Genomic DNA, 13700 nt, shown 5'->3' on the forward strand with positions numbered 1-13700 from the left:
GCGACATGCCGGCGAGATTCCGGCATGGCGTCCGTGACCGCGGATGGGCGGGCCACCTGGCGGGTGTCGGCGTCGGTGACGACCTGGCGCGCGGTGGAGCAGCCCCGAACGGAACGAGCCGCCTTCGACCCGCCTTCGACTCGCCGCGCGTCGCCGGAGGGCTCTGAGGCCGGCGGGAATTCACAGGCATGCCCTAACTGACGAAGCCCCGGGTCACATGCGTTCCCGAACCGACGTCCTCCGCCCGGTAGTTGGACTCGCCCACACAGTCGCTGTACTCGTAGTTGGCCCTCGACGTGCCGCTCAGGCCGCCCGCGTCGGTGGACGTGGGGCCGCCGAACACCGCGTCGGAGCGGGGCATTTCGGCGCAGCTGGGGATCCCCGCGTAGTACTCCACGAAGCCGCCCTGGGATCCGCGCAGGCCGCCGCTGCCCGCCGGGAGCGTGTACGTGCCGAGGTGGGTCTCCTTGCCGGTGGCCGTGTCCCTGGCCGTGCCGGTCCAGGTGTCGGTTCCGGTGCGCTCGACCCTCATGTCGTAGCGGTGCCCGTAGACGCCGTCGAAGTCGACCGCGCAGGTCACCCCCGGCCCGCCGTCGGCGCCCGCATGGCAGAGCGGGTCGTCGGTGGTCGAGCCGGCGACGAAGGTGGAGAAGCGGGCGGACAGCCGCTCGCTTCCGCCGCTGTTCGCGCGGGGCTGCAGGCCGGTGTAGCCCACGTCCTGGGCGTTGGTGAAGCCGAACTGCTGCGCGAAGTAGATGCCCGACGTGTGCGCCGTGGCCGGGTTGACCGTCATGGGGAAGGTGAGGTTGCTCAGGCCCGCGGACGGTGTGCCGGGCACGGACCAGCTGATCGACACGTTGCCGCCGCCGACCGACGCGGCGGCGGGGTGGGGTGCCGCCAGCAGGAGGCCCGCGGCCGCGGTGGCCGCCGCGGTCACGCCGCACCGACGCCGGATTCCGACGAGAGTCATGTCCTGTTCCTCCTCAGTGTGGGGCCGGAGACTCTGCATGGGGGTCAGAGCCTCCGCGTGGGGGCAGAGACGTGCGCAGCAGTGTCCCGCCGGGCCACCACCACCGCGCCATGGACTATCGCGGCACGGGCTTGGACTCTTGCCGTCCCGGGAGGACCCGCCCGCCCCCGGATAGTCGCGTTCCATCCGCGCCGATCAGCACTCCGCCCACGGTTCCCGTGCGCCCTCTATACGACACCGGGCGGCTCCCGTCGCACCTTCCGCGCGACCCTGTGAGTCAACTCCCCTGCATAGCTACTCTCCGTAGTCACCGCGTCGACGCGTCATCGGGAGCGCGGTTCGGGGTTCCGCTTGCCCCGTACGGGTACGTATAGCTCTGAGCGGGAACGATTTACATATGACCTCGGTGCCACCCAGGACTTCGATGGCGTCCGGCACCGATCTTCGTCACCGAGCCACCGCACTTTTGATTACTCTCCGTGAAGGGAGAGGGACACTGCTGGACTGGGAAACGGGCACCGCCGACTTCACCTTCGGCCTGCGTCACCGCGTGGTGAACGGCACTGATGTCCTTGCGTTCTGGGGCGAACTTGACGCCTGGGCCGACCAGGAGCTCGCCCCCCGGGTCACGGCACTCCTCGACCGGGCCGGCCCGCGGGTCGTCACCGACCTGCGAGGAGTGACCTTCATGGACGCCGGCGGCCTGCGGCTGCTGGTACGGATCCGTCGTCAAGTGGACCGGGACCGGGGCACCTTGTGGCTCGTTCCCGGCAGCGCGCGCAACCGGCGGCTGCTGCGCATCACCGCGCTCGACCGGGCCTTCACCATCCCGGCCAGCGCGCCGGTCCCCTGCGAGCGCACCGGCGCGCGCAGCGGCTTCGGCTGACCCGCCCCGTGAGGGAAACGCCCCGCAAGCCCCCCACAAAGGGGGCCACGGTCCAGGGCGGGCCCTGACCACCGATAAGACCGTCTCGGGGGCAGCATGAGGCAACTCCCCGGGGGTACTCGGCAGCCATGCATCTCTCATCCATACGCCTCCCGTCGGCCACCCACCGCGGGAAGCGCAAGGCCCGGCAGGCGGCCAAGGGGCGGACCGTCGCGGCGGTCGCACGCGCCGGCTTCGTCGGGCGCGGTGTCATCTACCTTCTGGTGGGCGCGCTGGCCCTGCGCATCGCCTTCTCCGACGGCGGTGGCGGTGGCGGCGGCGGACGCCAGGCGGACCGGGGCGGGGCAATGGCGGAGATCGCCGACAAGCCGTTCGGCAACGTCCTGCTGTGGCTGCTCGGCTGCGCCCTCGCGGGCATGGCCCTGTGGCGGCTCTCCGAAGTCTTCTTCGGACAGGCCGGGCCCGACGGCGACAAGGCGAGCAAACGCGCCCTGGCGGGCGCGCGCTGCCTCTTCTACTGCTTCGTTTCGTACTCCGTGCTCGCCTACGCCGCGGGCGACAAGGGCAGCGGCAGCGGCTCGAGCGACAAGACCACCCAGGACGCGACGGCCAAGGTGCTCGACTGGCCGGGCGGGCAGTGGATCGTCGCTGCCGCGGGCGCCGGAGTGATCGTGGCGGGGGTCTGGATCGCCGGACGCGCGCTCCTGCGGAAGTACCACGACAAGCTGCGCATGGGCGAGATGTCCCGGCGGGTGCGGCAGGGCGTCGACGTCCTCGGCGTCACCGGCGGTACGGCCCGCGGCATCGTGTTCGCCGTCGCCGGCGGGTTCGCCGTCAGCGCGGCCCTTCGGCACAAGCCCGGCGAGGCCAAGGGCATGGACAACACGCTGCGCTCCTTCGCCGACACCGGCGCGGGGCCCTGGCTGCTGATGCTGATCGCCATCGGCTTGGGCGCGTTCGGACTCTTCTCCTGGGCCAACGCCCGCTGGCGCAAGTTCTGACGACCAGCCTGAGGGGACGACCGAACTGCCGGACAGGGTGCGCGGGACTCCTCCCGCGCACCCTGTCCGGCTTTTCGCTGCTGGCACCGGATGCCGGTCCGGACCCTCAACGCCATCCCTGGCACCCGACCGCCCGCTGTGTACGATGACCGCGTGACCTCCCGCCCCAAGCTGAGCATGGCCGAACGCAAGCGGCGCCTCGTCTCGGACGAACTCACCGAGTCCGCGCTGCAGTTGCTGGCCCTCAAGGGGTACGACGCGGTCACCGTCGACGAGATCGTGGCCGCCGCCGGAGTCTCCCGGCGGACGTTCTTCCGGTACTTCGCGTCCAAGGAGGACGTGGTCGTCCAGTTCCTCGCGGACATGGGGACCGACATGCGGGCGGAGCTGGCGGCCCGCCCCGCCGACGAGCGCCCTGCCGCGGCGCTGCTGCACGCCGTCGGGGTGCCGCTCGCCGCCTGCTCCGACCACTCCGACCGTGCGCTCGGCGTGGTTCAGCTCATCCTGCGGACGCCCGCGCTGCTGGCCCGGTTCCTGGAGCGACAGGCGCAGTGGCGCGGCCAGCTGACGGAGGAGTTGGCGCACCGCACCGGTCTCGACCCGGAGGCCGACCTGTACCCGCGGCTGGCCGCGGGGATGGCGCTGACCGCCTTCGACACCGTGCTGCAGCGGTGGAGCGGCAGCGACGCCGCCGAGGACCCCGCCGCCCTGCTCGACCGGGCCTTCGCCGTGATCGGCCCGGCACTGGACGCCGTCGAAGTCCGGTGAATCCCGGGGGCCGCGACGGGCCGGCCCGCCGAGGAACTCCGTGGAGCGGGGAGGCGTTGGCAGAACGACGCGCAGAACGCGCGGGTACCAGCGAACGGCAAGCCGAGGTGGCACGGATGGCGATGTGGGACCGGATCAAGGACCAGGCCAAGGGTCTGCAGCAGGGACAGGGGGCGCGGAGCTCCGGCGGCCTCGGAAGGTCGGGGACGAGGTCCGGGTCCGGCGGCGGGTCGAAGGCGCAGCTCGTGGGCGTCCTGAAGTCCCAGCTCAGCTCGCTCAAGACGGAGCTCAAGAGCGGCGCCTACCGGGACGCCAGCATGGCGATGTGCGCCCTGGTGGCGGCCGCGGACGGGTCGGTGGACCCGGCCGAGCGGCAGCATGTCGAGACGCTGATCCTGCAGAACGACGTGCTGCAGAACTTCCCGCCGGAGCAGTTGCGCCAGCGGTTCACCAAGCACGTCGACCAGTTGACGGCCAACTTCCAGCACGGCAAGACCGAGGCGATGCAGGAGATCGCCAAGGCGGCGAAGAAGCCGACGGAGGCCAAGGCGGTCGTGCAGACCGGCTTCGTCGTCGCGGGCGCGGACGGATACATCGCACCGGCCGAGGAGCAGGTTCTGCGCGAGGCATGCGCCGCGCTCAACGTATCCCCCCAGGAGTTCGGCCTCTGACCGGGTGACCGGTCGGGCGGCAGGAGTACGGGTGGGCGCCGCATCGGGCGGCGCCCGTCCCGCCCCCTTAGACCACCGCTCCCGTGCCGCGCTCCTTCCTCCTCCTCGCCTCCAACGGGCTGTATCCGTGCGGCACGTCGTCCGCACCGTACGACCGCTTCGGCTGCGCGGTAGGCGAAGCCGGTGGATTGCGGTGTTCGAGCGCGACGGCCAGCGGGACGGCCGTGAACACCGTCGACGCCATGCCGATGAGGACGCCGGCGATCAGCGCCAGCGAGAAGTCCGCGAGCGAGTCGCCGCCGAGCACCGCGAGGGCGGTGAGGATGAACAAGGCGCCCATGCCCGTGTTCACGGTGCGCGGCAGGGTCTGGACGACGGCACGGTTCGCGGTGGCCGCCAGATCGCGGCGCGGATCGCGGCGGCGGGCCTCGCGCAGGCGGTCGAAGACCACCACCGTGTCGTTGACCGAGTAGCCGATCACGGTGAGCAGCGCGGCGAGGAAGACGCTGTCGACGGGTTTGCCGAGCCAGGCGAAGAGACCCACGACGATCAGCACGTCATGGACCATCGCCGACACGGCGGCCGCCGCGAGGGCCCAACGGAAGCGCACGCTTAGATAGATGAGCTGAGCGGCGACGGCGATGCCGAGGGCGATCAGCGCCTTCTGACGGAGTTCGGCGCCGAGGCTCGGCCCGATCAGCTCGTCGCGTTCGACGGTGACCGTGCCGCCGGGCCCCGCCAACGCCGCCTTGACGCGCTGCTGTTCGACGTCGGTGAGCCGCTCCGTGCGCACGCTGATGTCGCCGTCCCCGGACTCCTGCACCACCGCGCGCGGGAATCCCGCGTCGGCCACGGCGCCACGGGCGGTGTCCGCGTCGACGGGCCTGCTGGTGCTGTACTCGACGAGCCGGCCTCCGGTGAACTCGACGCCGAACTCCAGGCCGCGCAGGGCGATGCCGGCGACGGCCACGGCGACCAGGAGTGCGCTGGCGCCGAGCCAACGGCGCCGGTGGCGCAGCAGGTCCGGGTCGCGGCGGGCCAGCCACGCGCGGACGCGGCCCGTGGTGGCGATGCCGGTCAGGGCGGGCCGCCGCCGGACGCGGCCGCGGCCGACGGCGAAGTCGGCGAGGACGCGGGTGATGACCAGCGCGGTGACCATCGACGCGAGAACGCCGATGCACAGGGTGACGCCGAACCCCTTGACCGGCCCCGTGGCGAAGAAGAACAGCAGTCCGGCGGCGAGCAGCGTCGTCACGTTCGAGTCGACGACCGCGCTCCACGCCTTCGCGAAGCCCGTACGCACCGGTTTGGCCAGGTCGGTCGAGCGTACGGTGAGGTACTCCTCCCTGGCCCGTTCGAAGACGAGCACGTTGGCGTCGACGGCCATGCCGATGGCCAGGACGAAACCGGCGAGTCCGGGCAGGGTCAGGGTCGCGCCGAGAGCCACCAGGGCCGCGTACGAGATCAGGCCGTAGAGCGCGAGGGCGAACGCGGCGAGCGCGCCGAGGAGCCGGTAGACGACGGTGATGAACAGCGCGGTCAGGGCGATGCCGATCAGGGCCGCCCGGGTGCTCGCCTCGATGGCTTCGGCGCCGAGCGTCGGGCCGACGGTGCGCTGCTCTACGACGTCGACGGGTACCGGCAGCGCTCCGCCCTTGACGAGCGCGGTGAGATCACGGGCCTCGGATCGCCCGAACGAGCCGGTGATCTGGGTGGAGCCGCCGGTGATGCCGGTCCGGCACCCCACGTCCTCGTTCACCCCGGGCGCCGAAATGATCTTGTTGTCGAGGGTGATGGCGACGCGGCGTTCGGGTGCGCCCGGCGGCGCGCAGGCGGCGGTGCCGGTGAGGTCCGCCCAGGTGCGCCCGGCGTCTTCGCGGAAGGTGAGGTTCACGGTCCAGCCGGCCGTCGACTGCTGGTCGAGCGTGGCAGCGGCGTCCTTCACGCCGTCGCCGGTCAGTGCGGTGGGTCCGAGCCGCAGGTGGTTGCCGGGTCGTTCGGGGTCGGGCAGCGTGCCCGACCCGTCGGGGGCGGGCTTCGCGGTGCCCTTCGCCGCCGACTCGCCCGTCACCGGGTGGATCGTCAGTTGGGCGGTGCGGCCGATGACTTCGGCGGCCTTGCGGGGGTCCTGTACTCCGGGCAGCTCGACGATGATGCGCTTCTCGCCGGAGCGAGCGATGCCCGGTTCGGCGACGCCGAGGGCGTCGACGCGCTGCCGCAGGACCTCCAGGGCACGGTCGGTGGACGCGGCGTCCGCCGGGACGGCGGGGGTGCTTCTGGTCTCCAGGACGATCTGGGTGCCGCCGCGCAGGTCGAGGCCGAGGCGGGCGGACTGGGTGAGGGCGATGTACAGGGACAGGGCGACGACGGCGAGTGCGACGATCGCCCGCCATCGGTGCGCGCGTGACATGGGTTCTCCGTGATGAGGGCAGGTCGAAGGCGCGCGTGACCGGGCGTCGGGCCGAGGAGGTGTGGCATGCGCCGCGCGGTGTGGCGTGCGGGGCTGCGGTGCGTCCTGCGGAGGCGACGGGTCAGGCGCCGGGGAGGGTCTGCGTGCTCATCGGTGGGGCGGCGCGCGCGGGGCGGCCGCCGCATGGGGTCGCGGTGTCGGCGCGTACGCGGCGGCGGGGCGGGCGTCGGGTCCGCCCGGAGCGCGGTGGGGCGCGATGTCGAAGGGGGTGGGCGGCGGGCAGGCCGGCCTGGGTCCCGGAATGTGCGCGTCCGGCCGGTGCGCGACGGCGACGTGCAGGGCGGGCACGTCCTGCGGCCCGACCGGCTGCGCGGCGTGCGCCGCTGCAGTGTGCGGCGTGAGCGGTCCGTCGGCCGGTGTTCCGTACGCCGCCACGGTGTGCCGCGTGAGCGGACCGTCGGCCGGTGTCGCGTACGCCGCGGCGGACGGGACCAGCAGGGCGAGCACCGTGACGACGAAGGACAGCGCGGACACGGCCACGCGCGCGGAACGGCTCTGCTGCGACACGTCCGCCCCGTCCCTCCGTTGCCCGTCCGGGTGCGCACGGCGCGGCCCCGCCCTGCTCAACGTACGGCCGCACCGGTCCGTTCCGCGTTTCCGTTCAACGCTTCCGTTCAACGGTGCCGTTCCCCGCCTCCGTCCACGTCACGGATCGGTCGGAACCGGCCCACCCGTGGTCCCGGACGCAACTCCCGACCCACAAAGAACAATTGAAGGGTTGACGGAGTTCAGACAATCAGTAAGGTCTAGGCCAATGAGTCGACCGAGGCGCCCGGTTGCCTCTTCCCCCTCACCCCCCACCCCAGAGGGAGCAGAGATGCACGCGAAGCGGAAACTGGCGGCGGTCATCGGTGTGGGCATCGCGCCCGTCCTCGTCCTGACCTCCATCTCCCCCGCCGGCGCCCACGGTTACGTCAACTCGCCGCCGAGCCGACAGGCCCAGTGCGCGGCCGGCACGGTCGAGTGCGGTGACATCACCCATGAGCCGCAGAGCGTCGAAGGGCCCAAGGGCCAGACGACCTGCAGCGGCGGCAACGACCGGTTCGCCGAGCTCGACGACGACAGCAAGGGCTGGCAGGTCACCGACGTCGGCTCCTCCCAGGAGTTCAGCTGGAAGCTGACGGCCCGTCACAGCACCAGCACCTGGCAGTACTTCGTCGGCGGCAACAAGATCGCCGAGGTCGACGACGGGGGCGCCCAGCCGGGCGAGACCGTCACGCACAAGGTCGACTTCGGCGGGCTCAAGGGCCGGCAGAAGGTGCTCGCGGTGTGGAACATCGCGGACACGGCGAACGCGTTCTACGCCTGTATCGACGTCAACATCAAGGGCTGACGCCGACGCCGACACCGGGGCGCGCCGCGGGACCTGACCCCCGCGGCGAGCCCCGATGCGGACCCCCCCACACATGCAACCGCGCCCGTCCCGCCGGACCACATCGGTCCGGCGGGACGGGCGTTTGCCGTACGGGAACGGGCTGGGCCGGCCGCTTCAGGGCGCGGCGACGGTGATCGACGCGAGGAAGCCGTCGAGCAGGGCGGTCTGCACGTCCTCCGGGAACCGGGCGGGGTCGAAGAGCGCCTGGACGACGAGGCCGTGGGTGAACGCCACCGCGGTGGCGGCGAGTTGTTCCGGATCGGCGTCGGCGGGCAGCTCGCCGAGCTCGCGTGCGGCAGCCAGGTGGGGACGGATCGTCGCGCGCAGCCGCGTGTAGCGGTCCGCCTGCTCCGCGGCCAGCTGCTCGTCGGCGAGGGAGAGGTCCCAGGAGCTGACCCAGACGCGGTTGCGGGCGGTGCCGCCCGGGGTCAGCGGCAGGATGTCCAGGAGCATGACCCGTACCGTCGCGAGACCCTCGGCGGGCCGCGCGCGGCGGGGGCGGTCCGCGGTGCGCTTCTCCAGCAGGTCCAGCGCGTGCGTGACGAGGGCCCGCTTGGTCGGGAAGTAGTGCATCAGCATGCCGGTCGAGACGTCCATCTCGGCGGCGACGGCGCGCAGCGTCAGGCCGCCGAAGCCCTTGTCGGCGAGGACCCGCCACACCGCCTCGGAGACATCCTTGCGGCGGGCTTCACGGTCTCCGGGTGCGGGTGGCATGGTGCTACCTTACGTACCGAACACGTGTTACGTACAGTACTGAGCACCTGTTCCGCACCACCCCCGGCCCGCCCCACCGGACCGGCCCCGAACCGTCCCGTACTCACACCGGTCCCGCGGTCCCCCGCCGGACCCGGTCGTCCCAGGAGGGCGCATGCCCATGTTCACTCTGCCGCTCGACGACGGCGACCACGCCCTGCTCCGCCCCCTGGAGCCGTGGCAGGCACCGGAGTTCCTCGCCCACATCGACCGCGCCCGGGCCACCGTCGACCCGTGGATCCCCTGGGCGACCTTCAGCACCGACCTCGCATCGGCCAGGACCACCCTGCAGCGCTATGCCGACCGTCATGCCGCGGACACCGGCCGCATCTTCGGCATCTGGCTGGACGGCACGCTGGTCGGCGGCGTCATGTTCCCCCGCTTCGAGGCCGACTCCGGGTACTGCGAGGTCGGCTGCTGGACGGAGCCTGCCGGTGAGGGCCGGGGTCTGGTGACGCGGGCCTGCCGCGTGCTGATCGACTGGGCCTTCGGGGAGCGCGGGATGAGCCGCGTCGAGTGGTGGGTCGCCGCGGGCAACACGCGCAGCATCGAGGTCGCCCGGCGGCTCGGCATGACCCGCGAGGGTGTCCTGCGGCAGCGCTATCCCTATCGCGGGGTGCGGCAGGACAGCGAGGTCTGGTCGGTCCTCGCCGAGGAGTGGCCGCCGGCCGGGGAAGGGGCGGACGCCGGGGGCGGGGCAGCGTCAGGGGCGGGCTCGACCGCCGGGGTCCAGCGTGAACTCGACCGGCTGATGGGCGTGTTCATGGACGCCTTCACCAACACCGACGGCAGGCAGCCGCACCTCGACGCCATCCGCGACATCTTCGTCCCGCAGGGCCGGATCATCGCGAACGTCGGCGACGAGCCCGTCTTCTACGACCTCGACGCGTTCATCGAGCCCCGGCAGAAGATGCTCACCGACGGCACCCTGACGGAGTTCACGGAGTGGGAGGTCTCCGCGCGCACCGAGATCTTCGGGTCGGTCGCCCACCGGTTCAGCGAGTACCGCAAGTCCGGCCGCCACAACGGCGAGCCGTTCGAGGGGTCGGGCCACAAGACCACGCAGTACCTCCGCACTCCCGACGGCTGGCGGATGGCCTCGCTGGCCTGGGACGACGCGCCCGCTACGGCCTGCTAGAACGGGGGCGGCCGCGAATCCGCCCGGGGAGGGGCCGCTTCCGATCCACCCGCCATGGGCGGAGCCGCCCTCCCCACCCGTCACACCGCGCCCGTCACTGCCCCACCCGTCCGTCCACGCACTCGCGCAACAGGTCGGCGTGGCCGCAGTGCCGGGCGTACTCCTCGATCCGGTGCACCCACAGCTCCCGGACCGAGACCTCCTCCTTGCCCAGCCGCTCCCCCAGGTCCTGGTGTCCGGCCAGCGCGGCGTCCAGCGCCTCCTGTTCGCGCGCCAGGTCCGCGAACGCCGACTCGACCTCGGCCTGTTCGGCGACCACCTCGTCGAAGTCGGCGCCCCGCCGGCCGTACAGCTTCGGCAGCGGGTCGTCCTCGGTGATCCAGTTGCGCCAGTCCCGCTCCACCTCGGCGAGGTGCCGCACGAGGCCGAGCAGCGACATCGTCGACGGCGACACCGACCGTCGCGCCAACTGCTCCGGGTCCAGGCCCTCGCACTTCATCCGCAGGGTCAGGCGGTAGCTCGTCAGGTAGTCCTGCAGCGTCGCCAGCTCACCGTCCGGGCTTGCCCCGTCGCTGTTGCGGGGGTCGTCGGCGGGGTCCGCCCACATGTCGGTGTAGACGGTCGCCTGGGTCCAGCGCTCTGGTCGGTCGCTCATGCGCGCCATGTTCGCCCGTACGGCCCCGGCGCCGCCAGCGATTTTGGCCGGGGCTCCGGCGGCGCTCCGCCGCCGCCCCGACAGCGCACCGGCGGGCTCAAGGAAATTCGAGTCTTTCTTGTTTGACCGGGCTTTGACAGGACACTCGATGGATCGAAGCGGCCGATCATTTCCGCGCCGCTTCCGGCATTCCTATGCCGCGTGTTTCCAGTGTCAATCAGGGAGTCCTGCGTGAGCAACGAAATGTGGAGCTACGTTCCGACCGCCGGCCACGGCCCCGACGCGGATCTGACGGGCTACAAGGTCGAGGCCACGGACGGGCACATCGGCAAGGTCGACAAGCACTCGGACGAGGTCGCCAACCAGTACATCGTCGTGGACACCGGCGTCTGGATCTTCGGCAAGGAGGTCCTGCTCCCCGCGAGCACCGTGACCGCCATCGATCACGAAGCGCGGCGGATCCTGGTCTCTCGCTCCAAGGAGGAGATCAAGAACGCCCCGGAGTTCGACAAGGAAAAGCATCTGGGCGATCCCGCCTACCGCGACCAGCTCGGCGGCTATTACAGCGGTCCGGGCCACTGATTCCGCCGCGGCGGTTTCCTTGCACGACACATCAGGGCCACGGGGTGGCGGGCGTTCGGACCCGCACCCGTGGCTTTGACAGCGGCATTCATCAACCTGACGGATTTCACCCGTCGGGAGTACACTAAGAAAAGTTCTCAGGGTCGGAGGATCCATGATCGCACTCGGCGTCATTCTGCTCGTCATCGGCCTGCTGACAGGCATCTCCATTCTCTGGACCATCGGCGTCGCACTTCTGGTCATCGGTGCGGTGCTGTGGGTTCTCGGGGCTGTCGGACACTCGGTGGGCGGGCGCAAGCACTACTGGTAGAAGTCAGCGGAATCGGTGAGCGAACCGGTGACATCGACGGTTCATAGGGAACGGCACAAAGGGAACACCAAAGGAACGGCTTAAAGGCCAACAGTTGTAGGCCATGGGAAGGGGGCCGGAGCGATTGCTCCGGCCCCCTTCCCATGGCCCGTAGGTGGTGGGCCGTTTTCTGGCCCTTCAGTTGCGGCCGTAAGGCCCGTCAGTGGTGGCCGTGGGCGCTGTCGGAAGCGCCGCCGAAGAGCCGCGCGATGGCGCGGAACGGCAGGGTGACCACCGTGGCAATGGCTCCACCGATGGCTCGGAGAACGTCTGCAATGGCCTTCAGCATGAGGGGCCTCCGTAGAGCTGTGACTCAATAGCGGTCGTTTGCTGTGTGCGGTCACACAGCCTGGCAACAGTCGCTTGCCCCGCGAATCACGGGGAAAACTCTTCCGATACGGCGACGGGGCGCGCCCCTCTTCGGCAAAGGGGCGCCGCGCGCTCCCGGCATGCCGGAATGTGTGACCTGACTCAGGCTGGACAGACGATGTCGTCACAGACCACGTTCGGCACGAGGGAGCAGCGCGCCATGGGAACCGATGCGTTCCATTCGGAAGTGCCCATGACGGTGAACGGCCGGGGCCTGCGCCCCGTCGTCGATCACCGTTCGACCCTGCTGGACGTCCTGCGGGAGCAGCTGGACCTGACCGGCGCCAAGAAGGGCTGTGATCACGGTCAGTGCGGCGCCTGCACGGTTCTCGTCGACGGGCGCCGCGCCAACAGCTGTCTGCTCCTCGCCGTCGCCGTCGAGGGCTGCGAGATCACCACCGTCGAGGGCCTGCGCGCCGACGACGGCGAGGGCAGGCACCCCCTGCAGCGGGCGTTCCTGGAGCGCGACGCCTTCCAGTGCGGGTACTGCACCCCGGGCCAGATCTGTTCGGCCGTCGGCGCCCTGGCGGAGGCCGCCGCGGGCCGCGCGTCGCACGTGACGGAACCGGCCGCGGCCGACGGCACCCCCGTACGGCTGACCAGGGACGAGATCAAGGAGCGCCTGAGCGGCAACCTGTGCCGCTGCGGCGCCTATCCCCACATCGTCGAATCCGTCGAGGACGTGGCCCGGTGAAATCCTTCATGTACGTACGCGCCCACAGCGTCGACGAGGCGACCGCGGCCCACGCCGGCCGCCCCACCTCCCGCTACCTCGGCGGCGGGACCAACCTCGTCGACCTGATGAAGCTGGGCGTCGAGCACCCCGAGACGCTGATCGACGTCAGCCGGCTGCCGCTGGACACCGTCGAGGAGCTCCACGACGGGTCCGTCCGGGTCGGCGCCGCCGTGCGCAACAGCGACCTCGCCGCCCATCCGCTCGTTCGCGACCGCTATCCCGTCCTGGCCCAGGCGCTGCTCTCCGGAGCCTCCGGACAACTGCGCAACGTCGCGACGACGGGCGGCAATCTCCTCCAGCGCACCCGCTGCCCCTACTTCCAGGACCTCGGCAAGCCCTGCAACAAGCGGGAGCCCGGCACCGGCTGCGCGGCGCGCGACGGCGTCCACCGTGACCACGCCGTCCTCGGCCACTCGCCGCTGTGCATCGCCACCCACCCCTCCGACATGGCCGTCGCGCTCGCCGCGCTCGACGCGCAGGTCGAACTGCAGGGCGCCCGGGGGGCGCGGACGCTGCCCGCCGCCGAGTTCCACCGGCTGCCCGGCGACCGTCCCGAGCAGGACACCGAGATCGCGCACGGCGAGCTCATCACCGGTGTCGTGCTTCCCGCCGCGACCGCGGGCGTCCCCTCGGCCTACCGCAAGGCACGCGACCGCGCCTCGTACGCCTTCGCGCTCGCTTCCGTCGCGGTGGTGCTCGACATCGACGACGCCGTCGTACGCCAGGTGCGGATCGCGTTCGGCGGCCTGGCGCACCGGCCCTGGCGTGCCCGGCGCGCCGAGGAGGAGCTGCTGGGGGACGCGCCCACGGACGAGGCGTTCCTGCGGGCGGTCGACGCCGAGCTCGCCGCCGCCGAGCCGCTGCCGGAGAACGCGTTCAAGGTGCCCCTGGCCCGCAACATCGCCGTCGACGTGCTGCGGCGCCTGGCCGCCTCCCGCGCCGCGTCCTGACCCGCCCCCTCACGTCTTCAGGGAGAA

16 protein-coding genes are annotated in these 13700 nt (G+C 71.6%); 10 read left to right on the plus strand and 6 right to left on the minus strand.

Annotation, left to right across the window (positions count from 1 at the left end; genetic code table 11):
• Positions 1-193: 193 nt before the first annotated feature.
• Positions 194-970 carry a DUF3472 domain-containing protein gene (locus tag ACZ6CV_RS34685; protein ID WP_469255530.1) on the minus strand — a complete coding sequence of 259 codons (777 nt, stop codon included), beginning with the start codon at positions 968-970 and terminating at the stop codon, positions 194-196.
• 397 nt (positions 971-1367) lie between these two features.
• On the opposite strand from ACZ6CV_RS34685, the gene ACZ6CV_RS34690 reads away from it, so the two are divergent.
• The 4 genes from ACZ6CV_RS34690 to ACZ6CV_RS34705 all read left to right on the plus strand — a co-directional run bounded on the left by ACZ6CV_RS34690 (position 1368) and on the right by ACZ6CV_RS34705 (position 4296).
• Positions 1368-1856 (plus strand): STAS domain-containing protein, encoded by a 489-nt coding sequence (locus tag ACZ6CV_RS34690; RefSeq protein ID WP_469255532.1) that lies wholly within the window; start codon positions 1368-1370, stop codon positions 1854-1856.
• A 128-nt stretch (positions 1857-1984) separates the two neighbouring features.
• The gene (locus tag ACZ6CV_RS34695) at positions 1985-2857 is read left to right on the plus strand and encodes a DUF1206 domain-containing protein (RefSeq protein WP_469255534.1); all 873 of its coding nucleotides are present in this window, start codon (positions 1985-1987) and stop codon (positions 2855-2857) included.
• A 153-nt stretch (positions 2858-3010) separates the two neighbouring features.
• Positions 3011-3625, plus strand: a complete 615-nt coding sequence (locus ACZ6CV_RS34700; protein ID WP_469255536.1) for a TetR family transcriptional regulator — start codon at positions 3011-3013, stop codon at positions 3623-3625.
• A 116-nt stretch (positions 3626-3741) separates the two neighbouring features.
• Positions 3742-4296: a tellurite resistance TerB family protein gene (locus tag ACZ6CV_RS34705; RefSeq protein WP_469255538.1), complete on the plus strand. Its 555-nt coding sequence runs from the start codon at positions 3742-3744 to the stop codon at positions 4294-4296.
• 67 nt (positions 4297-4363) lie between these two features.
• Here the strand turns inward: ACZ6CV_RS34705 and secD are convergent, their stop codons facing one another.
• Both secD and ACZ6CV_RS34715 read right to left on the minus strand, forming a co-directional pair.
• On the minus strand, positions 4364-6706 hold the full coding sequence (gene secD / locus ACZ6CV_RS34710) for a protein translocase subunit SecD (RefSeq protein ID WP_469255540.1): 2343 nt from the start codon (positions 6704-6706) through the stop codon (positions 4364-4366).
• A gap of 147 nt (positions 6707-6853) precedes the next feature.
• Positions 6854-7273 (minus strand): hypothetical protein, encoded by a 420-nt coding sequence (locus ACZ6CV_RS34715; RefSeq protein WP_469255541.1) that lies wholly within the window; start codon positions 7271-7273, stop codon positions 6854-6856.
• A 310-nt stretch (positions 7274-7583) separates the two neighbouring features.
• Here ACZ6CV_RS34715 and ACZ6CV_RS34720 point away from each other — a divergent pair, with 310 nt between their 5' ends.
• A complete protein-coding gene (locus ACZ6CV_RS34720) occupies positions 7584-8099 on the plus strand; it encodes a lytic polysaccharide monooxygenase auxiliary activity family 9 protein (RefSeq protein ID WP_469255544.1) in 516 nt (171 codons plus the stop codon).
• Between the two features lie 156 nt (positions 8100-8255).
• Here ACZ6CV_RS34720 and ACZ6CV_RS34725 read toward each other — a convergent pair whose 3' ends face one another.
• A complete protein-coding gene (locus ACZ6CV_RS34725; protein ID WP_469255546.1) occupies positions 8256-8855 on the minus strand; it encodes a TetR/AcrR family transcriptional regulator in 600 nt (199 codons plus the stop codon).
• Between the two features lie 160 nt (positions 8856-9015).
• On the opposite strand from ACZ6CV_RS34725, the gene ACZ6CV_RS34730 reads away from it, so the two are divergent.
• On the plus strand, positions 9016-10032 hold the full coding sequence (locus ACZ6CV_RS34730; protein ID WP_469255595.1) for a GNAT family N-acetyltransferase: 1017 nt from the start codon (positions 9016-9018) through the stop codon (positions 10030-10032).
• Positions 10033-10126: 94 nt separating this feature from the next.
• On the opposite strand, the gene ACZ6CV_RS34735 is transcribed toward ACZ6CV_RS34730, so the two are convergent.
• Positions 10127-10696, minus strand: a complete 570-nt coding sequence (locus ACZ6CV_RS34735; protein ID WP_469255548.1) for a DinB family protein — start codon at positions 10694-10696, stop codon at positions 10127-10129.
• Between the two features lie 222 nt (positions 10697-10918).
• Between ACZ6CV_RS34735 and ACZ6CV_RS34740 the strand changes: the two genes are divergently transcribed.
• Positions 10919-11269: a PRC-barrel domain-containing protein gene (locus ACZ6CV_RS34740; protein ID WP_469255549.1), complete on the plus strand. Its 351-nt coding sequence runs from the start codon at positions 10919-10921 to the stop codon at positions 11267-11269.
• A gap of 154 nt (positions 11270-11423) precedes the next feature.
• Positions 11424-11579 (plus strand): DUF6131 family protein, encoded by a 156-nt coding sequence (locus tag ACZ6CV_RS34745; protein ID WP_355807043.1) that lies wholly within the window; start codon positions 11424-11426, stop codon positions 11577-11579.
• A 199-nt stretch (positions 11580-11778) separates the two neighbouring features.
• On the opposite strand, the gene ACZ6CV_RS34750 is transcribed toward ACZ6CV_RS34745, so the two are convergent.
• Positions 11779-11907 carry an LPFR motif small protein gene (locus tag ACZ6CV_RS34750; protein ID WP_355807042.1) on the minus strand — a complete coding sequence of 43 codons (129 nt, stop codon included), beginning with the start codon at positions 11905-11907 and terminating at the stop codon, positions 11779-11781.
• Positions 11908-12180: 273 nt separating this feature from the next.
• On the opposite strand from ACZ6CV_RS34750, the gene ACZ6CV_RS34755 reads away from it, so the two are divergent.
• Together ACZ6CV_RS34755 and ACZ6CV_RS34760 are read left to right on the plus strand one after the other, a co-directional pair.
• Complete coding sequence (locus ACZ6CV_RS34755) at positions 12181-12681, plus strand: (2Fe-2S)-binding protein (protein WP_469255596.1); 501 nt, start codon at positions 12181-12183, stop codon at positions 12679-12681.
• On the plus strand, positions 12678-13673 hold the full coding sequence (locus tag ACZ6CV_RS34760) for an FAD binding domain-containing protein (protein ID WP_469255552.1): 996 nt from the start codon (positions 12678-12680) through the stop codon (positions 13671-13673). Before ACZ6CV_RS34755 ends, ACZ6CV_RS34760 begins: the two co-directional genes overlap by 4 nt.
• The last annotated feature ends 27 nt before the right edge of the window (positions 13674-13700 follow it).

It is taken from the genome of Streptomyces sp. NPDC041713, assembly GCF_055591085.1.